This window comes from Shinella sp. OV683, assembly GCF_057787725.1.
Window position 1 is genome coordinate 1087473 of record NZ_CM173543.1, and the last position, 19298, is coordinate 1106770.

17 protein-coding genes are annotated in these 19298 nt (G+C 60.5%); 9 read left to right on the top strand and 8 right to left on the bottom strand.

Translation table 11 applies throughout. The annotated features are described in order from the left end of the window. Position 1: 1 nt before the first annotated feature. Both ACXHRN_RS05285 and ACXHRN_RS05290 read right to left on the bottom strand, forming a co-directional pair. A complete protein-coding gene (locus ACXHRN_RS05285; protein WP_488640291.1) occupies positions 2–1723 on the bottom strand; it encodes a methyl-accepting chemotaxis protein in 1722 nt (573 codons plus the stop codon). Between the two features lie 230 nt (positions 1724–1953). Further along, the gene (locus ACXHRN_RS05290) at positions 1954–2910 is read right to left on the bottom strand and encodes a glutathione S-transferase family protein (protein WP_488640292.1); all 957 of its coding nucleotides are present in this window, start codon (positions 2908–2910) and stop codon (positions 1954–1956) included. Positions 2911–3162: 252 nt separating this feature from the next. Here ACXHRN_RS05290 and ACXHRN_RS05295 point away from each other — a divergent pair, with 252 nt between their 5' ends. The 4 genes from ACXHRN_RS05295 to ACXHRN_RS05310 all read left to right on the top strand — a co-directional run bounded on the left by ACXHRN_RS05295 (position 3163) and on the right by ACXHRN_RS05310 (position 5089). Further along, positions 3163–3702 (top strand): GNAT family N-acetyltransferase, encoded by a 540-nt coding sequence (locus ACXHRN_RS05295; protein ID WP_488640293.1) that lies wholly within the window; start codon positions 3163–3165, stop codon positions 3700–3702. Positions 3703–3863: 161 nt separating this feature from the next. After that, entirely contained in the window at positions 3864–4382 is a 519-nt protein-coding gene (locus ACXHRN_RS05300; protein WP_488640294.1) for a Dps family protein, read from the top strand. A 117-nt stretch (positions 4383–4499) separates the two neighbouring features. Continuing rightward, on the top strand, positions 4500–4754 hold the full coding sequence (locus ACXHRN_RS05305) for a type II toxin-antitoxin system HicA family toxin (protein WP_488640295.1): 255 nt from the start codon (positions 4500–4502) through the stop codon (positions 4752–4754). After that, positions 4751–5089 (top strand): type II toxin-antitoxin system HicB family antitoxin, encoded by a 339-nt coding sequence (locus tag ACXHRN_RS05310; RefSeq protein ID WP_488640296.1) that lies wholly within the window; start codon positions 4751–4753, stop codon positions 5087–5089. Before ACXHRN_RS05305 ends, ACXHRN_RS05310 begins: the two co-directional genes overlap by 4 nt. A gap of 3 nt (positions 5090–5092) precedes the next feature. Here the strand turns inward: ACXHRN_RS05310 and ACXHRN_RS05315 are convergent, their stop codons facing one another. Genes ACXHRN_RS05315 through ACXHRN_RS05330 form a run of 4 tightly spaced genes read right to left on the bottom strand, consistent with a single transcriptional unit; the run spans position 5093 to position 11894 of the window. Next, positions 5093–7162 carry a hypothetical protein gene (locus tag ACXHRN_RS05315; protein WP_488640297.1) on the bottom strand — a complete coding sequence of 690 codons (2070 nt, stop codon included), beginning with the start codon at positions 7160–7162 and terminating at the stop codon, positions 5093–5095. A 1-nt stretch (position 7163) separates the two neighbouring features. Further along, complete coding sequence (locus ACXHRN_RS05320) at positions 7164–9947, bottom strand: DUF4159 domain-containing protein (RefSeq protein ID WP_488640298.1); 2784 nt, start codon at positions 9945–9947, stop codon at positions 7164–7166. Further along, positions 9947–10864, bottom strand: a complete 918-nt coding sequence (locus ACXHRN_RS05325) for a DUF58 domain-containing protein (protein ID WP_488640299.1) — start codon at positions 10862–10864, stop codon at positions 9947–9949. Before ACXHRN_RS05325 ends, ACXHRN_RS05320 begins: the two co-directional genes overlap by 1 nt. Before the next feature lie 16 nt (positions 10865–10880). After that, a complete protein-coding gene (locus tag ACXHRN_RS05330; RefSeq protein WP_488640300.1) occupies positions 10881–11894 on the bottom strand; it encodes an AAA family ATPase in 1014 nt (337 codons plus the stop codon). A gap of 149 nt (positions 11895–12043) precedes the next feature. Between ACXHRN_RS05330 and ACXHRN_RS05335 the strand changes: the two genes are divergently transcribed. Genes ACXHRN_RS05335 through ACXHRN_RS05345 form a run of 3 tightly spaced genes read left to right on the top strand, consistent with a single transcriptional unit; the run spans position 12044 to position 14566 of the window. Then, positions 12044–12667 (top strand): DUF1285 domain-containing protein, encoded by a 624-nt coding sequence (locus tag ACXHRN_RS05335; RefSeq protein WP_488640301.1) that lies wholly within the window; start codon positions 12044–12046, stop codon positions 12665–12667. 34 nt (positions 12668–12701) lie between these two features. Next, positions 12702–13325 (top strand): CoA pyrophosphatase, encoded by a 624-nt coding sequence (locus tag ACXHRN_RS05340; protein ID WP_488640302.1) that lies wholly within the window; start codon positions 12702–12704, stop codon positions 13323–13325. Next, positions 13322–14566, top strand: a complete 1245-nt coding sequence (locus ACXHRN_RS05345) for a CCA tRNA nucleotidyltransferase (protein ID WP_488640303.1) — start codon at positions 13322–13324, stop codon at positions 14564–14566. The genes ACXHRN_RS05340 and ACXHRN_RS05345 overlap by 4 nt, the downstream gene beginning before the upstream one ends. A 230-nt stretch (positions 14567–14796) precedes the next feature. Here the strand turns inward: ACXHRN_RS05345 and ACXHRN_RS05350 are convergent, their stop codons facing one another. After that, on the bottom strand, positions 14797–15000 hold the full coding sequence (locus ACXHRN_RS05350) for a hypothetical protein (protein WP_488640304.1): 204 nt from the start codon (positions 14998–15000) through the stop codon (positions 14797–14799). A gap of 264 nt (positions 15001–15264) precedes the next feature. Beyond that, positions 15265–16176: an oxygen-dependent coproporphyrinogen oxidase gene (gene hemF / locus ACXHRN_RS05355; protein WP_488640305.1), complete on the bottom strand. Its 912-nt coding sequence runs from the start codon at positions 16174–16176 to the stop codon at positions 15265–15267. Between the two features lie 308 nt (positions 16177–16484). On the opposite strand from hemF, the gene ACXHRN_RS05360 reads away from it, so the two are divergent. Beyond that, entirely contained in the window at positions 16485–18473 is a 1989-nt protein-coding gene (locus ACXHRN_RS05360) for a putative bifunctional diguanylate cyclase/phosphodiesterase (RefSeq protein WP_488640306.1), read from the top strand. Between the two features lie 44 nt (positions 18474–18517). Beyond that, a complete protein-coding gene (locus tag ACXHRN_RS05365) occupies positions 18518–19243 on the top strand; it encodes an NYN domain-containing protein (protein WP_488640307.1) in 726 nt (241 codons plus the stop codon). Positions 19244–19298: the final 55 nt, after the last annotated feature.

Consider the following 19298-nt stretch of genomic DNA (forward strand, 5'->3'; position numbering starts at 1 on the left):
CTCACCTCGAGGGCGCGTGCACCACGCTCAGCCGTGGTACATGATGCCCGTGATGGGTCCCGCCATGATGATCGTGGCTATCGCCGAACTGGAATTGCCTGAGCTGGTCGATAAGCGACTGGATCTCGTTTGCCAGCGAATTGCTCGCCGCATTCGACTCCTCGATCATGGCCGCGTTCTGCTGGGTGCCCTGGTCGATCATGTTGACGGCGCTATTGATCTCCTTCAGCCCGATCGACTGCTGGCGGGCGGAGTCGGCAATTGCCGCTACATTCTGGTCGATGCGGGCCACCTGCGCGACGATCTCGGTCAATGCCACGCCGGTCTGGTTGACCAGTGTCACGCCGGTGTCGACCTGCTGCGAGGAGATATTGATCAGCGCCTTGATCTCCTTTGCGGCCTTTGCCGAGCGCTGGGCGAGTTCGCGGACTTCCTGGGCGACGACTGCAAAGCCCTTGCCGGATTCGCCAGCGCGGGCCGCCTCGACGCCAGCATTCAGTGCCAGAAGGTTCGTCTGGAAGGCAATCTCATCGATGACACCGATGATGTTGCTGATTTCCTTGGACGAATTCTCGATGCGTCCCATGGCCTCTATGGCAGTTTGCACGACCTGGCCGGATTTCTCGGCGGCGATCCGGGTAGCCGTGACCAACTGCCCTGCTTCGACAGCCCGGGTGGATGAGTCCGCCACCGTGGTGGTGACCTCCTCGAGCGCGGCTGCGGTTTCTTCCACCGATGCCGCCTGCTGTTCGGTGCGTTTGGCGATGGTGTCGGAGGCGTCCTGCAGATGCTGGGCATTGGAGGAGATGACGCCGGCATTTTCGTAAATGCCCTGGACGGTGGTGCGCAATTTGCTGACTGCGGTGTTGAAATCGATGCGGGTTTTTTCCATGCTCGGCACCAGTGGCTGGTCGAGATGAACCAGAAGATTGCCGTGCGCGACTTCTGAAATCCCGCCGCCGAGCTTGTCGACCGAGTTCATCCGCTGGGTCACGTCGGTGGCGAATTTCACGACCTTGATGACCTTGCCGGCATCGTCGAAGATCGGATTGTAGGCCGCCTGGATCCAGACCTGCTGGCCCGCCTTGTTGTAGCGCACGAACTCGTTGGAGAAGAACTCGCCGCTGGCGAGACGCTGCCAGAACTGGCGATACTCCTCGGTCTTGATATATTCTCGATCGCAAAACAGACTGTGATGCTTGCCGACGATTTCGTCCCTCGCATAGCCGAGCGCGCCGCAGAAATTGTCGTTGGCATCAAGAACGATGCCTGCCGGCGTGAACTCAATGACAGCCTGCGAGCGCGACAGTGCATCGAGCTTGCTGGCGTCTTCCATCGCCCGGCGCTTAGCTTCGGTGATGTCGGTGGCGACCTTGATGACCTTGACGGGCTTGCCGTTCTTGAAGACCGGGTTGTAGGAAGCTTCTATCCAGATCGCGCGGCCGCCCTTGGCGAACCGCTTGTATTGGCGGCGATCGAACTTGCCGGCCTTGAGGTTGGCCCAGAACTCCCGGTACTCATGGGAGCTTGCATAGGTGGGGTCAACGAACATGCTGTGATGCTTGCCGATGATTTCTTTCAGCTCGTAACCGAGCGCCTGACAGAAATTCGCGTTCGCATCGAGAATTATGCCGTCTAGATTAAATTTGATGACAGCTTGGGAAGCGCCAATTGCTGCCATTTCATTTGCTACATCACGACTACCAATCCCTAATATACCCATCTTAGTATCCCCCAGTTGAACGGCGCCATGCCGCAACTGATAGGGGAATCTACGCTTCGGTTATTAACGAATGTTTATCTTGAATTGCTAAAATAGCACTATTTTTAGTAATGATTTACGCGATATTTTAATCACGCAATGCGTGCAGTTCCGTAAAAATTTCGGCGCCGTTTTCGCTTGGGCTGGCGACTTGCGGAAACCCGCAAGTTCGCCTGCTAAGAACCGAAATTCTATACGAAATCAAGCTCGGGCCCAACCGGGACGATGCCATTCGGATTGATGGTTCTGTGGCTCCCATAATAGTGACGTTTGATGTGGTTCATGTTCACCGTGTCGCTGATTCGCGGCGTCGAATAGAGATCGTGCAGATAGCCCGAAAGGTTAGGATAATCGGCGATCCGCTGCCTGTTGCATTTGAAGTGGCCGACATAAACCGGGTCGAAACGAACCAGGGTCGTGAACAGCCGCCAGTCGGCTTCCGTCAGTCGATCCCCGAACAGGTAGCGGTTCCCTTCGAGGCGGGTTTCGATCGTGTCCAGTGCGGCAAACAGCGCATCGAAATTCTGCTCATAGGCTGACTGCGTCGTCGCAAAGCCGCATTTGTAGACGCCGTTGTTGATGTTGTCGTAGACATAGGCGTTGAGGGCGTGGATCTCCGCCCGCAGTTCTTGCGGGTAGAAATCCTGGTTGTTGCCGGTGATGTGGTCGAAGGCCGAATTGAACATACGGATGATCTCCGCAGATTCATTGGAGACGATCGTATTCGTCTTCTTGTCCCAGAGGACGGGGACGGTCACGCGACCGGAGTAAGCCGGATCGGCTTTGACATAGATGTCCGAGAGCGTCGCCGAGCCGAAGAGATGATCGACCGTCGCGCCGCCTTGTTCTTCCTTGAACACCCAGCCTTTCTCCAGCATCAGCGGATGCACGACAGAGACCGAAACATGGTCTTCCAGGCCTTTCAGCTTGCGAAAGATCAGCGTCCGGTGCGCCCAGGGGCAGGCGTAGGAGACATAGAGGTGATAGCGGCCGCTCTCGGCTGCGAAACCGCCCTTGCCGGTGGGGCCAGGCGCGCCGTCTGCGGTGATGAAGTTGCGGAATTTCGAGCCTGAGCGGACGAACTGGCCGCCGGAATCCTTCGTGTCGTACCAAACATCGTGCCAGACGCCATTTACAAGCAGGCCCATAAGAAAATCTCCTTCGTGTTGATGGCAATGTCGCAATCCGTTCGGGCTTTTGCGAGTGCTATTTTGATGAACGGTGCGTTTTGGCTCTTGGCGAAAAGAAAATTTCCTGCTATCCGGCTGCCACTTCTAAATTCTGGAGCCTTACAAGGCATGACACTGCTGCGACGACCGCGATGAACCTCTTTTGCCAGCACGCTCCCCAGCGCGCCGGCCTCATCGTTATTGTCAGCCTGAATTTAGCGTGTCCTTCCCATGAAAAAGCATGACCTCGTCTACCTGACCGAAGACGCATCCCATGATGCGGCCATCGACCATATCAACGAAGAGGCCTTCGGCCCCGGCCGGTTTGCCCGTGCCGCTGCCCGCATTCGCGAGCAGGGACCGCATGACATCGCGCTCTCCTTCATCTGCGCCGATCGCGGCGAGACCATTGCCTCGGTACGGATGACGCCGGTACTCGCAGGTTCGGTCAAGGGCCACCTGCTGGGACCGCTCGCCGTCCAGCCATCGCACAAGAATATGGGCATCGGCCGCGAACTCGTGCGCATCGCCATCGAAGCCGCCCGCAAGAAGGGTTCCGAAGGCGTGATCCTGGTTGGCGATCCGCCCTACTACATGCCGCTCGGCTTCGAGAAGGTCGCCTATGGCGCACTCAGCTTTCCGGGGCCGGTCGATCCGAGCCGGGTTCTTGTCGTGCCGTTCAATGATACGGTGCATGGGCGTCTCAAGGGCGTGATCGCCTGGCGGAAGACCGACGCCGAAATCGAGATGCTGGCACGCGCCGTCGCCTGACTATTTTCTGAGAATCATAACCCGCGCTCGCGATAATGGTGGGCGCGTTTTCCTCTCGACTGTGATGCATCCGGGGAGCATTGTCGCGGCTGCGGCCAGAGCGGGTTTGATCCCAAGCACCCGCCGCCTCAAACCTGATCAAAGCGTCAAGGAGAAGCATCATGGATCGTACAAAAGCCGAAAAAGGGCGCAAGGCGCCATTGGCTACGCCCACCGATCTCGGGTCAAACGCCACGGCCGAAATCTCGGCAGCGCTGACCGCACTGCTCGCGGACACGTTCGCCATCTACCTCAAGACGAAGAATTTCCACTGGCACATGTCCGGTCCGCATTTCCGTGATTACCACCTGATGCTGGATGAGCAGGCCGAGCAGATCTTCGCCATGACCGACGATATCGCCGAGCGCGCCCGCAAGATCGGTGGCGCGACCTTGCGCTCGATCGGACAGATCGCCAAGCTGCAGCGCATTCTCGACAACGATGCCGCCTATGTGACGCCGGATGATATGCTCGCCGAACTTCACGGCGACAACAAGCAACTTGTCTCGATCATGCGTGCCGTGCACGCGACCTGCGACGAACATAATGACGTCGCCACCGCCAGCCTGCTCGAGAACTGGATCGACGAGAGCGAGCGCCGGGCGTGGTTCCTGTTCGAGACAACCCGCCGCGGTGAGTAACGTTTGAGCTGATATTTGCAGATTTGAAAGCCGGGTCCAGTGCCCGGCTTTTGTTGTTACTGTTTTAGCGACAGTCGGCGTTCTTGATCTGGTGCCAAAATATGGTACCATATGTTCATGAAACGAAAGCATCAGGCCACGCTCGAAAAGATCTATTCCAGGCCTGTGAGCGGTTCGATCAGGTGGCTTGAGGTTGAAAGCCTGTTTCGGGAACTCGGAGCCGAGATCAGCGAACGTGAAGGCTCACGGGTCGGCGTGTTCCTGTTCGGCGAAGTGCGTGTTTTCCATAAGCCGCATCCCTCTCCGGACACAGACAAAGGTGCCATCGTCAGTATCAGAAAATGGCTGGAAAGCCATGGAGTGAAGCCATGAAGAATGTTTTGGAAATCGACGGGCAGAAGGCGGTTGTGTCCTTCGACCCGGATATCGGCCTGCTGCGGGGTGAATTTCTCGGCCTTTCGGGCGGCGCGGATTTTTATGCGGCTGACGTCGAAAGTCTGGAGACGGAGGGACAGCGGTCGCTGAAGGTCTATCTGGACATGTGCCGCGAAAAGGGCATCGAGCCGCTCAAGCAGTTTTCTGGACGGTTCAATGTGCGATTGGAGCCCGAGCTTCATGCGGCGGCGGTGATAGCCGCAGCGGCCGCAAACAAAAGCCTGAATGAATGGATCACCGAACAGATCAGGCAGGCTGCTGAAGCAGCCTGATGCTTACCGTCCCTCGCGCCACCACGTGGAGCCGATTGCCAGCATCATCAGGCCAAGGCCGAGGAAACCGGCAAACAGGGGCAGTGACGTCACGCCCTTCAGCGCCGTCTCGTCGGTCATGCGGATCACCATGCGGTCGGGATCGTCGAGCCGCACCTGGCCGCGTACGGTGAGGATCTGCGGCAGGGTGATGTCGCCATTGCCGTCATCGAGGCGCTTGACGATGCCTTTGCTGGCTTTGGCAAGCGGCGCGAGCTTTTCGGTGGTCGAGACCATCTCGCGGAACTCCGGCGCATCGACGGCACCGACATGCACAAGCGTGGTGAAGTCGTCATTCCTGACCTCGTAGAGGCCGTTGGTAGCGGTCTTTAGCGTGCCGCGAAACAGGCCGGGCTCGGAAGAGGTCAATGTTACTTCCGATGTCGTGCCATCCGGCTTTTTGATGAGGGCCCTGGGCGCGGTGTCCTTGAGTGTCTGGCGGGTGATCTCGATATCGCGGCCCAGCGCACGCGCCGTCAACGCTTCTTCTTCGAGCGCGGGTTCCTTCATCAGCCAATGGGCGATGCGGCGGTAAAGATCGATATGCGGACCACCGCCTTCGAAGCCGCGCGCCCAGAGCCAGCCCTGGTCGGACAGCAGCATGGCAACGCGGCCCTCGCCATTGTGCGACAGCACCAGCAGCGGTGACTTGTCCGGCCCGTCCATGACGACGTTGCCTTCGGGCGGGTTGACGCCAACGGAGCGGAACCAGCGGCCCCAATGCGGCGGTTCGCTATTGGCACCGTTCAGGCCTCGCGTTACCGGATGCTTGGCGCCGATTGCCGAGAGGCGTGGATAGAACGGCTTTTCGTTCATGCCGCCTGTGGGCATGGCGGGCAGCACGGTTTCGAGCGGCGTATAGGCCAGCGATTCATTGCCGGCATGTTCGGGACCGGACACCAGCAGCAGCGCGCCGCCTTCCTTCACATATTGGGCGATGTTGTCGTAGTAGAGGATCGGCAGCACACCCCGATGCTGGTAGCGATCGAAGATGATCAGGTCGAAATCCTTGATCTTCTCGACAAACAGTTCGCGGGTGGGGAAGGCGATCAGCGACAGCTCGTTGATCGGCGTGCCATCCTGCTTCTCCGGCGGACGAAGAATGGTGAAGTGCACCAGATCGACCGATGCGTCGGATTTCAGCAGGTTACGCCAGGCGCGTTCGCCGGCATGCGGCTCGCCTGACACCAGCAGGACGCGGAGATTTTCGCGGATGCCGTCGATCGACTGGACGACGCGGTTGTTGACCGGCGTGACCTCGCCGGCAATCTCCTCGACCGAAACCTCAAGGATGTTGTTGCCGGCGCGCGGCAGCTTGAAACGGGCGGTGCGGGTGGCGCCGGGCTGGGCTTCGATACGATTGACGACCTCGCCATTGACCTTGACGGTGATCTCGGCCGGCGCGTTCTGGGCGATGCCGTCGTCGACGACACGTAGCGAGACTTCCTGGTCGAGGTTGACGATGCCGAAGCGCGGCGCTTTGACGATTTCGATGCGGCGATCGTATTCGCCGGCATGGCCGGTGATCAGCCCATGCACAGGCGCGTCGATGCCGGCAATCTGATTGTTTTCGGGCAGGTCGTGCACCTGGCCGTCGGTGACGGCGATGATGGCGCCGATCCGCGACGGCGGCACGTCTTCCAGCGCGCTGGCGAGCGTGGAGAAAAGATGCGTCGAAGGCGTGTCGGAGCCGGTGTCGGCGGCTGCGTCGATCACGCGTGTTTCGATGCCGCCATAGCGGGCGAGCGAGGCTTTCAGCGCCAGCACGGCTTTGTCGGTCTGCTGCTTGCGATCGCCGACATCCTGGCTCTGGCTGCGGTCGGCGGCGATGGCGACGACGGTCGGCAGCGCCTCGCGCTCCTCGCGGATGACAAGCGGATTGCAGAGCGCGCCGATCAGCAGCGCCAGCGCGATGGTGCGGATCGCAGAGCCGCGCTGGCGGCGATAGAGGGAAAAGGCGGACAGAGCTGCCGCGATTGCGGCAAGCAGGCCAATCAGCCAGGGTGATAGAAGCGGCTCGAAGACAATGCTCATGCTATTGGCCCAGCCTTTCGAGCAGCGCGGGCACGTGCACCTGGTCTGCCTTGTAGTTGCCGGTCAGCATATACATCATGATGTTGACGCCGGTGCGGTAGGCCATTTCGCGCTGGTTCTCATCCGGTGGTACCAGCGGCAGCATCGGTGCGCCGAGACTGTCCACGGCCCAGGCGCCGGCAAAATCGTTGCCGGTGATCATGATCGGGGTCACGCCATCGCCGGCCCGGGCAGGGCGGTTCGGATCGGCCTTGCCGCGCGACGATGCCTCGACCCAGAGCGGGCTGCCGGAATAGCGGCCGGGATAGGATTTCAAGAGATAGAAGGCTTTTGCGAGCACATGGTCGGACGGCACAGCCTCCAGCGGCGGGATGTCGATATTGGCGAGGATCGCCCGCAGCCGCTCGGTGTTGGGGCTGACATTGCCGGTCGCGGTGATCGCCGAGAACTGGTCCTGGGTGTCGAACAGCACCGTGCCGCCGGCGCGCATATAGGCGTCGATCCGGCTGATGGTTTCCGGCGTGGGCATCTTGGCAGTCGCAGTCACCGGCCAGTAAAGGATCGGGAAAACCGCAAGCTCATCCTTGGAGATGTCGACGCCGACCGGATCTCCGGGTTCAAGCGTGGTGCGGTAGTAGAGATAGTCGGTGAGGCCGGCGAGGCCACGCTCGGAGATCTTGTCGACCTCGGACTCGCCGGTAATCACATACGCGAGGTGGGTCTTGTCCAGCCGCGCCATCAGTTGTGCATCGCCGGGCTTGGAATCGTCGGCACGGGCATGGTCGGGGCTGACCATGCCAAGCCCCATCGTCAATGCCAGCATGGCGGCCGCCGTCGCACCAGCGCGGCGCGCAAAGGCGCCACCCAGAAACAGCATGATGATCGTATCGAGAAGTGCCAGCAAAACGGCACCCGCCAGCAGCCAGGGTTTCAAGGACACGCTGTCATCGCCTGCAAAGCCGGCGCGCGTGATGCTCAAATCGGCGGGCGGGGCAATTGGTTCCAGCTTGGCGTTCTCACTGAACAGGTTGAGCGCCTGGAAGCCATCGTCGCTGCCATAGAGACCTGGCGGGTGAGCATAGGACACGGTGGTTTTGGCGCCAGCCTCGATCGGCTTTGCCAGGCCCTTTTCGGTGGTCAGTTGGCCGTTGGCGTTGAGCAGGCGATAGGGTGCCAGCACCGTCTTGCCGTCAGCCGTGACTGCACCGCCCGCCGTATGAGAGAGTTGGACGATCCGCCGCAGCATTTCGACGAAATCGCCGGATAGCGGCAGGTTGGACCAGGAGGATTCAGCACTGACATGGAACAGCACGATGCGGCCGGCGCCGATCTTGCGCCCGGTCACCAGCGGCGTGCCATCGGCGAGGCTGGCCCAAGTCAGGTTCTGCAATTCGCTTGTCGGCTCGGCGAGTACCTGGCGGTTGACCAGCACGCCCTGCGGTTTGCGCAGGCCGGCGAAGGGACTGGTTCGCGGGTAGGCGTCGAGCGGCTGCGGCTCGGCCCAGGACATGGCCCCACCCAGCGCGCGCTCGCCCTGGCGCAGGCGCACCGGGATCAGCGGATCGTCGGCCGGTGCTGCCGCAAGCCGGGGGCCGGCAAAACGCACCAGCGTGCCGCCGTTCTGGATCCATTTGCTCAGCGCAGTCTCGGCCGTTGCCGGCATCCGGCCGATATCGGCGAGCACGATCACAGCCGGTTCGGCTTTGGTCATCGCGGGAATGGAAGTGGCAAGGTCGGAGGTCTGTGGTTCGCTCAAATTGGCGAAGGGCGAAAGTGCACGGCTGATGTAATAGAGCGGCGAGAGCAGCGGCTGGCTGCGGTCAGCACTTTCACCGGAAATCAGGCCGACGCTGCGGCGCTTGAAGCTGTCGTCGAGCAGTCGTACCGCGCCGGCTGTCTCGTGCCCGTCGATTGTCAGTCGGGCGAAGTCGTTGCGCAGCTCGAACGGCGCCTCGATGACGCCCTGCGCATCGGCCTTGCCGGCTGCAAAATCCACCTTGGAAGAGCCCAGGATGCGGCCCTGCATGTCGCGTGCCGAGACGACGACGGATTGCGGCAGCGCGGTTTCGAGCCGGGTCAGCGAGAGCGTCAGCCGATCCGCTGCGTTAACGGCGCCGGTGATGGTCATCGCATCCGTGTTGTCGGCGCCGTAGAGGCTGACCTGGCCGGAGAGTGCCTTGAGGCTTTCGAAGAATTTCGCGTCGCCATCGGAGCGGATGCCATCGCTGAACAGCGCGATCATCGCCGGTTTTGTATCGGCGAAGGCGGTTGCGAGCGCGGCGCCGATGGCTTGGCGGTCGGCCGGTAGTGGGGCAGGGCGAGCGGCTGCCAACACCTTGAGCTGGTCGTCGGCGCGCTTGAGGGTAGCGTCGTGAGTTTCTTCCGCCGTGAAGACCAGGCTGACCGGCAGGTCCTGCTCGGAAGCCTCGCGTACCAGCATTTCGGCGGTGGCGCGACGCTTCTCGAAACTCGGGGCACTCGCCCAGCTGTTGTCGAAGACGATGGCCAACGGACCGCTCAGGCCGACGGCGCGAAGATTGGGATTGAGCAGTGGACCAGCCAGCGCGACGATCAGCGCGGCCGCCAGCAGCAGCCGCAACAGCATCAGCCACCAAGGCGTGGTCGCCGGCGTTTCCTCACGCTTGCGCAAAGCGAGCAGGATGCGGAAAGGTGGAAATACCTCGCGTTCAGGACGTGGCGGCGTGATGCGCAACAGCAACCAGATGATCGGCAGTGCGGCGAGTGCGAGCAGGATCAGTGGCGAGGTGAAGGCGAGCGCACCCATCAGTGCCCTCCCACTTCAGCGCGGCCGGGCTGGCCGGAGAGATACATATGCACCGAGACCAGCGCTTCAGATGCCGGGCGCGATGTGTTGTGGGCGATGAAGTTCCAGCCCATGTGCCGCATGCCGTCGCGCAAGCCTTCACGCCGGGCGAAATAGGCCTGGCGGTAGTCGTCGCGCAGAGTTTCGGAGCGGCCCGAGAGGAATTTCTGGCCCGTGCTCGGGTCGGAAAACTCGATACGTCCGGCATAGGGGAAGGTTTCCTCGACGGGGTCAGCGATTTCGATGACATGGCCGCGCAACCCGCGTTGCGAAAGCGGCTGCAGGCGCGCCAAGGTCTCGGGTACCGGGTCGAGAAAGTCGCTGAACAGCACGATGTCGCTTGATCCACGGATCATCGAGGTGTCGGGCAGGCTGTCCACGAGATCGGCATGCAGCAGTGCATGCGCCAATCGCTCAGCGGCGTTGCGCGCGGCGATCGGCTCCATCACGCCGGGGCAGCCGATGCGTTCGCCGGAGCGGGCCATGATCTCGGCGGTGGCCAGCATCAGCACCAGCGCGCGGCTTTCCTTGGAGACGGTGCCGAGCGTCGACTTGAACATCATCGAGGGCGACAGGCTGGCCCAGAGCCAGATCGTATGCGCGGCCTCCCATTCGCGCTCGCGGATATAGGTGTGGTCGTCGCGGGCCGAGCGGCGCCAATCGACACGCGACAGGCTGTCGCCTTCAACGAAAGGCCGGAACTGCCAGAAATTTTCGCCGACGCCGCGCTTTTTGCGGCCATGCCAGCCGGCGATCACCGTATTGGCGATGCGCTTTGCCTCCACGAGACAATCCGGCAAGAGGCGAGCACGTTCACGCGCCCTGACAAGTGCTGCACTCGGTGTCGTCGCGACGATTTTCTGGCCTAGGGGCGCCAAGTTCTTGCGTTACCTCTCAGTGCTTCAAAGGCTCGACGAGCCGGGCAATGACATCCTTCATGGTGACGCCATCGGCGCGCGCGGCAAATGTCAGGGCCATGCGGTGCTGCAGCACGGGGCCGGCCAGTGCCACGACATCATCGATCGAGGGCGCGAAACGGCCCTGGTAGAGGGCACGGGCACGGGCAGTCAGCATCAGCGACTGGCCGGCACGCGGGCCTGGACCCCAGGCAATGCGGCTGTCGGCGATCTCGCTGCCATTGCCCGGGCGGGCGGAACGGACGAGCTTGAGGATGGCGTCGACCACGCTTTCCGGAACCGGCATGCGGCGGATGAGCGTCTGGATTTCCAAGAGGCGCGCGGGCTCGAGCACAGGCGAGACCTTGGCTTCGGATGTGCCCGTCGTTTCAAGCAGGATCTGGCGTTCGGCCGCAAGATCGGGATACTCGACGTCGATTTCAAGGAGAAAACGGTCGAGCTGTGCCTCGGGCAGGGGATAGGTGCCTTCCTGCTCCAGCGGGTTCTGGGTCGCCAGCACATGGAACGGCTGCGGCAAGTCATAGCGCTGGCCGGTGATCGTCACGTGATATTCCTGCATCGCCTGTAGGAGTGCTGACTGGGTGCGTGGGCTGGCGCGGTTGATTTCGTCGGCCATCAGCAATTCTGTGAATACCGGGCCCTGCACGAAACGGAACGTGCGCTTGCCGTGTTCGTCCTGGTCCATCACTTCGGAACCAAGGATGTCGGACGGCATGAGGTCGGGCGTGAACTGGATGCGGCTGGTGGCAAGTCCCAGCACTGTCGCGAGTGTTGCGACCAGCTTGGTCTTGGCAAGACCCGGCACGCCGACCAGCAGCGCATGGCCGCCCGAAAGGATCGCCAGCACGGTCTGTTCGACGACCTTTTCCTGCCCGAAAATGACCTTGGCGGTCTCGGCCTTGATTGCGGCGATGTCGGCAAGCGCCCTTTCGGCCTCGGCCGCGACGGCTTTTTCGTCGAGTGGCTGGTCTGCCGGTGTCACTGCGCCCATGTAGCCCTCCGGGATGTTGGCGTTAGGGTTCGAATCGAAAAATCCGATCGTTCCGGTTTGCTTTGTAACCTGACAGGGGTAACAACACCTGACAAGCACGATTCCAATCAAGATTGCGTCACCATATCGGATGCGATAAGGACAGAAGCATGGCAAGCGGCGAAATCAGCACGCAAAAAGATGCCGGCGATCTCGCCGCGCTGATCGCACGCGCGGCTGCAGATACCAATGCCGGCACGCATGGATTGCCGCCGGTCGAGCGGTGGAATCCGCCCTTTTGCGGCGACATCGACATGGAGATCAAATCCGACGGCACGTGGTTCTACATGGGCACGCCTATCGGCCGGCAGCCCCTAGTGCGGCTGTTTTCCACCGTCTTGCGCCGAGATGACGACGGCAAGACCTATCTGGTCACGCCGGTGGAGAAGGTTGGGATCCGCGTCGAGGATGCACCTTTCGTCGCCGTCGAGATGGCGGTGGAAGGCGAGGGTGCTGCACAGAAATTCACATTCCGTACCAATGTCGGCGATGTCTCACAGGCCGGGCCGGAGCATCTGCTACGCTTCGAAATCGCCGGTGAAAACCAGGAGCTGAAACCCTATCTGCATGTCAGGGGCAATCTCGAAGCGTTGGTGTCGCGACCGGTGATGTACGATCTGGTGGAATTGGGCGAAACGGCGGAGATCGATGGTGTCGCAATGTTTTGCGTGCGCTCGGCCGGCGTGCTTTTCCCGGTGATGCGGGCAGACGAACTGGAAAGACTTTCGACGTGAAGAGCTGTCGCGCAGAGATACTGAGTTGGTTTCGATGAGCGCGCTGTTTTCCGCTGCCGAGTTCCGGCGCCGCGCCGAAACGCATATTCAGGACAATCCGGGCGATTACCTGCAATATGGCGATTACCGGCTCAATATCGGCGCCGAGCATGGCTTGGAAGGTATGGAATTGCGCGATGCGGCCGTGCTGGTCGCCGTGGTTGACGCTGGCGACGAGGCGCGGGTCATCTTTACACAACGGACCTCGACGTTGCGCAAGCATTCCGGCCAGATCGCCTTTCCGGGCGGCAAGCTCGACCATGCAGAAACGCCCGAGGTGGCAGCGCTTCGTGAAGCCGAAGAAGAGATCGGGCTTGCCCGCCATTTTGTCGATGTTATCGGCCATCTGCCCTCGATCCCGGTTCTGTCCGGTTTCCGGATCACGCCGGTCCTGTCGGTGGTGCGGCAGGGCTTCGAGTTGACGCTCAATCCGCACGAGGTCGAGGAGGTCTTCGACGTGCCGCTGTCGTTTTTGATGAACCCGGATAACCACGTCCGCGAAAGTGCGATGTTTCGCAATCTCAAGCGCAACTACTATGTCATGCCCTATGAGGATTGGCGGATCTGGGGCATCACCGCGGGCATCGTGCGTTCGATCTATGAAAGGCTTTATGAATGACCAGCATCGCTTCCGAGGCGTGGTTTACCGACAAGGATCTGACGCAGGTTCTCGCGCTGCTCAACAGCAACGGCGGCGAGGGGCGTGTGGTGGGCGGCGCTGTGCGCAACAGCCTGATGGGCATTGCGGTCAGCGACATGGATATTGCCACGACGCTGCGTCCTGAAATGGTGTTGGAGCGAGCGGAAGCAGCCGGCGTCAAATGCGTTCCGACCGGTCTCAAGCATGGCACGGTGACGCTCGTGGTCAATAGCCGTCCGTTCGAGGTCACGACGCTCCGAAGGGATGTCGAGACCGATGGCCGTCATGCCGAGGTCGAGTTCACCGACGACTGGCGGGCAGACGCCGAACGGCGGGACCTGACCATCAATGCGCTCTATGCCGACGACAAGGGCGAGGTGCATGACTATGTCGGCGGGCTCGATGACATCAAGACGGCGACGATCCGCTTCATCGGTTCGGCAGCCAAACGCATCGAGGAAGATCACCTCCGCATCCTGCGGTTCTTCCGATTCTTTGCTTACTATGGCCAAGGACGTCCGGACGCAGAGGGGCTGAAGGCAAGTGCAGCCGCCAAGAAAAGCCTGCAGTCCCTGTCAGCCGAACGCGTGTGGGCCGAAGTTCGCAAGTTGCTGTCCGCAGAGGATCCAGTCCGCGCTCTGCTGTGGATGCGGACGGCCGGCGTTTTGACCGAAGTGCTGCCCGAGACCGAGAAATGGGGCATCGACCTCATGCCAGCGCTCATTCGCGCCGAGCGACAGTTCGGCTGGAATCCGGATCCGTTGCTCCGGCTGGCCGCGATCGTGCCCCCGGTCCCCGAACGGCTGAAGGCAATGGTGGAGCGGTTGAAAATGTCCGGCGCCGAGAAGGGCTTCTTTAGCCAGTTTTCGGAGTTTCCGGATGTCGCCGAGACCATGGCAGGCGGCCAGTTCGAAAAGCTGCTCTACAAACACGGCTCCGAGGGTGCAGTGACCAAGCTGAAACTGGCGATCGCCAGTGCCGTCGGCAAGGGCGAGGACGATCTGGAGGCTTTGCGGCGCATCGGCCACATGACGAAGCGGCTTGAGGAAACTCGGCAATGGCAACGGCCGGCGTTTCCGCTCAAGGGTGCCGATCTGCTCGCGCGCGGCATGGAAGCGGGGCCGGAGATCGGGAATCTTCTCGAACGATTGGAGCAAAGCTGGGTCGCGTCCGGCTTTGCACTTTCGAAAGACGAGTTGCTTGCCAGCCTCAATCATTAGTGTGCCAACGAAAAATTTTGCAACGCGCAAAATTTCTCTTGCATTTGCCGCAGTGCAATAATATAGTCATATTAATGAAGCGGTTCACCTCCTCCCGAGCCCCTTCATCCAGACTGGCGACACTCCTCCTCCCAGTTGTCAGTCATTATTAAAGCCCGGTGCAACTCCTCCCGCACCGGGCTTTTTATTTTCTCGCAGCTGAAATGGATTTTGGTTCCGGAACAACGGCTCTAATTGCGCATGTATTCCGGCATAGCCCATGCATCGAAGCAGGCTGATGCGGGTTGCCGATGCGTATTCGGCGACGTCGTATTGTCGTTGTCGGCTTCGATGGGCGTGAATTGCTCGAAGTAGGAAATGCGCTCAATGAAATTGAGTGTTTGCGGTTCTTGCGTTTTCTCGATGCCCGGATTTCGATCCTCAGTCACTGCCATGATAACCTCCTCCGGCTGATCAGGGACGAACCGACTCATAGCATATATTAGGTTTAAAAAATATGACATTCTGCGTGTATCGATTTGGGGCGGAGTGCCTGTGGATAACCGGGTTCAGCTCGATACGAGTCACCGGTTACAGGTTCAAAAATCACACTTTTGAGGGCGTGATTGTTCCAACCAATCCGCGAGCCTGATGGGTGCCTCTTCATAGTATGACCCATGTCAGCACAGTATCACCGGGTTGACGCGCGGTTGCCCCGGTTACGGCCAGCGCACCACCGGCGGAAGCGACGAGAGGATCGCCTCGACATTGCCGCCGGTTTTCAGGCCGAATGTCGTGCCGCGGTCATAGAGCAGGTTGAATTCGACGTAGCGGCCACGGCGTACGAGCTGCTCGTCGCGGTCTTCTTCGGTCCAGGGCGTGTTGAAATTGTCGGTGACGATCTTGGGGTAGACGAGGCCGAAAGCGCGGCCGACATCCCGGGTGAAGGCGAAATCGGCGTCCCAGCCGCCGGCTTCGTCGTCCGAATGCTGCCAGTCGTAGAAGATGCCGCCGATGCCGCGCGCCTCGTTGCGGTGCTTGAGAAAGAAGTAGTCGTCGCACCAGCTCTTGAGCTTCGGGTAATCGGCGACCTTGTGACGGCCGCAGGCAATTTCCAGCGCGCGATGAAAGAGCTTGCTGTCGGGATCTTCCTGCTTGCGGCGGCGGTCGAGCACCGGCGTCAGGTCCGCGCCACCGCCGAACCACCAGGACGATGTCACCACCATGCGGGTGTTCATATGCACGGCGGGAACATTCGGGTTCACGGGGTGGGCAATCAGGGATATGCCAGAGGCCCAGAAGCGGGGATCCTCGGCAGCTCCGGGCATCTGGTTGCGCATGTCGGCCGAAAATTCGCCATAAACTGTTGAAGTGTGGATGGCGGCTTTTTCGAAGACCCGGCCTTCGAGCGTCGACATCGTGCCGCCGCCGCCACGACCTTCGTCCCGCTGCCAGTGCTTTTTCTCGAAGCGGCCGGGCGGATAGTCGGAAAGCGGCCCGGAAAGCTCGGTCTCCAGCCTCTCGAAGGCCGCGCAAAGGTGGTCGCGCAGGCTTTCGAACCAGTTGCGTGCCGCCTGCTTCTTGTCGTCGATATCGGCCGGGAGGCCCTGGGGAAGTTCTGGTCTTTCCATGGAAATGAGATCCGTTCAGCGATTCTGCAGTCCTATTAACACTTGGATCAAAATCCGAAACGGAAAATCAACCATGGGCGCAAATAGTCGCATCGGAGCTGTTTTGACGCACCGGTTTTAAGCGTTTGCTAGCACATCGGGTTTATTCCGGACCAGATGGCGTCAATCCGTCCGAAGAGGGCGGCTTGGCGAATACAGGTTTTCCTGCAGGCCATCCCCAATGGGGCCGTCTGCAAACAGGAGGCCGGATGGACATTCCATCTGTGCGGAAGTGCAGTGCGAATTTCGTCCAGCCTATTGGGTAATAAATGGCTTTTGATTGGTTCAAGAAGAAAGAGGAAGGCACGGCCGGCACAACGCTTGCCGGTCGGCGCACCGCGCCTGATGTCCTTCAGGGTGCCGAGCCGGGTCGGTTCGACGTCATCCAGGCGCTTGCCAAGTACAACGCCCGCCGCGTCAAGCAGATGATTGTGGCGATCAACCTGCTGATCGTGCTGTCCATCGTCAACAATCTTATCTTCGACCGGGGCATCTGGCTGAGCATTGCTGCAGGATCGGTGTTCTGCGTGCTGTTCGCTGCTCGCCGTTTCTACGACAACGACCGCCCGGCGGCGGCACAGTTCATCTTCCTGTGGGCAATCTTCATCGCGGTGACCTATATCACCTGGCAGGGCGATGGGCTGCGCGACCAGATCATTGTCGGCAATGCGATTGCGCTGGTGTTTACCGCCATCCTGGCAACGCCACGGCATTTCGCTATCATGTATGTCGCCGTTATTCTCAATGCGGTCGCGCTCGGATTTGCCAACGAGTACCATTGGGTCGACTACAGCGCCTTCTATTTCGACTGGTCGAATGTCGGCGATGCCGTCATGCTCTATTCGGTGACGGCGGTGACCGTGTTCATGCTCGCCAATGACATGCGCCACCTGCTGTCGCGCTACAACAGCGAGTATCGCAAGGCCAAGGCTTCCGAAGACGAGATATTCCGCCTTGCCAACCACGATGCGCTGACGGGCCTGCCCAACCTGTTCATGGCCGAAAAGGAATATCGTGACCGCTATGCTGCGAGCGACAGTTCCAAGATCAGCCTGTTCCTGATCGGCCTCGACAATTTCCGGACGGTCAATGACTCCCTCGGCCATGTCTTTGGCGACGGTGTCTTGAAGACGATCGCCGAGCGACTGACGAGCGTGACCAATGACGACGCCTTCGTGTTCCGCATCGGCGGCGATGTGTTCGGTGTCATGACCGAAAGCGTCATCACGCCCGAGGCCGTCGAGACGATGGCCGAGCAGATGCGCAAGAAGATCTCCGAACCGCTTGGTTCCGGTCACCAGTTCATCATGGTCACTTGCTCGATCGGTGCGGCCATCCGCGAGGAGGGTGCCTTCGAATTCGCTCGACTGCGACGCGAAGCCGATATCGCCATGTTCAAGGCCAAGAGCGCCGGCCGCAACCTGTTCAAGCTGTTTGACGAGACGATGAGCAACCAGGCGACTGCGTCGGTCTCCATGGCGGCAAAGCTTAAGACGGCGATCGACAGGCAGGAGTTCAACCTGTTCTTCCAGCCGAAGATCGAACTCGATACCGGCAAGATAAGAGGTGCCGAAGCGTTGCTGCGCTGGTTCCCGGATGGCGGCAAGCCGATCCCGCCGGATCAGTTTATCCCGGTTGCCGAAAGCACCGGCATGATTGTCGAGATCGGCGAATGGGTGATCCGCGAGGCCTGCATGCAGTGCAAGCGGATTCAGGATCTCGGCTCGCCGAGTTTTTCCGTCGCGGTCAATATTTCAGCCGTGCAGTTCAAGCGCGGCACGCTCGAGCATATCGTCATGGACGCGCTCTATGTCAGCGGGCTCGAGGCTAGGTATCTCGAACTCGAGCTAACGGAATCGCTGCTGCTCGAAGACGAATACGATATCAAGGGCCAGATCAGCCGGCTTGCAGCCAAGGGCATCACCTTCTCGCTCGACGATTTCGGCAAGGGCTATTCCAACCTCAGCAATCTCGGCAAGTTCGATATTGCGACCCTGAAGATCGACCAGTCCTTCGTCTTTGCGATGTTCGAAACGCCGCAGAGCGGCGCGCTGGTGGAAGCCATCGTGCGCATGGCCAAGTCACTCGGCCTCAAGGTGGTGGCGGAAGGCGTGGAAACCCAACGCGCCGCCAATATCCTCGGCCTTCTCGGCGTCGATGTCGGCCAGGGCTACTACTGGTCCAAGCCGCTGCCGGTGGATGATTTCATCTGCTATGCCGGTATCGGCAAGTCGTCGAGCAAGGTGGTCAGCGCTTAGAACGCTGGAACGCGTCGGCCTTGGACCCGTCAAGGGGCAATCTTATGCCGTCTGAAACACGCATGCCACGCCTTGCTGTTCTCATCGACGCCGATAATGCGTCGCCCAAGATCGCCGATGGTCTGTTCGAGGAGATCGCCAAGATCGGCGAGGCAAGCGTGCGCCGGATCTACGGCGATTTCTCGGCCGCACGCTCCAAGGGCTGGGCCGACATCCTCACCAAGTATGCCATCATTCCCCAGCAGCAATTCGCCTATACGACCGGCAAGAACGCGTCCGACATCACCCTGGTGATCGATGCGATGGACCTGCTTCATAGCGCGCGCTTCGACGGCTTCTGTCTCGTATCGTCCGACAGCGATTTTACCCGCCTAGCCGCGCGCATCCGCGAGCAGGGCGTGGATGTATATGGCTTTGGGGAGCAGAAGACGCCCGAGAGTTTTCGTCAGGCCTGCAGGCGGTTCTTCTACACCGAGAACTTGCTGCCGGGCAAAGACAAGGGTGGCGACAGCGCCGCTTTGGACAAGGAGCCACTGAGGCAGCCGAGTGCGGCCGTTGCGCTGATCAAGCGAGTGCTCTCCGAAGCCGACGCCGAGGATGGATGGATGTTTCTCGGCGAAGTCGGCAACCAGCTCCTCAACATCGCACCAGACTTTGACGCGCGCACGTTTGGTTTCAAGAAGCTCAGCGACCTCATCCGCAGCACCGGACAGTTCGAGCTCGAGGGCAAGCCCATCAGAATTCGCACCAGGCCGTCCGCCAAGAAATAACAATCCAGACAGCACTAAAAAAGCCGCCGATCATGACATCGGCGACTTTTCTATT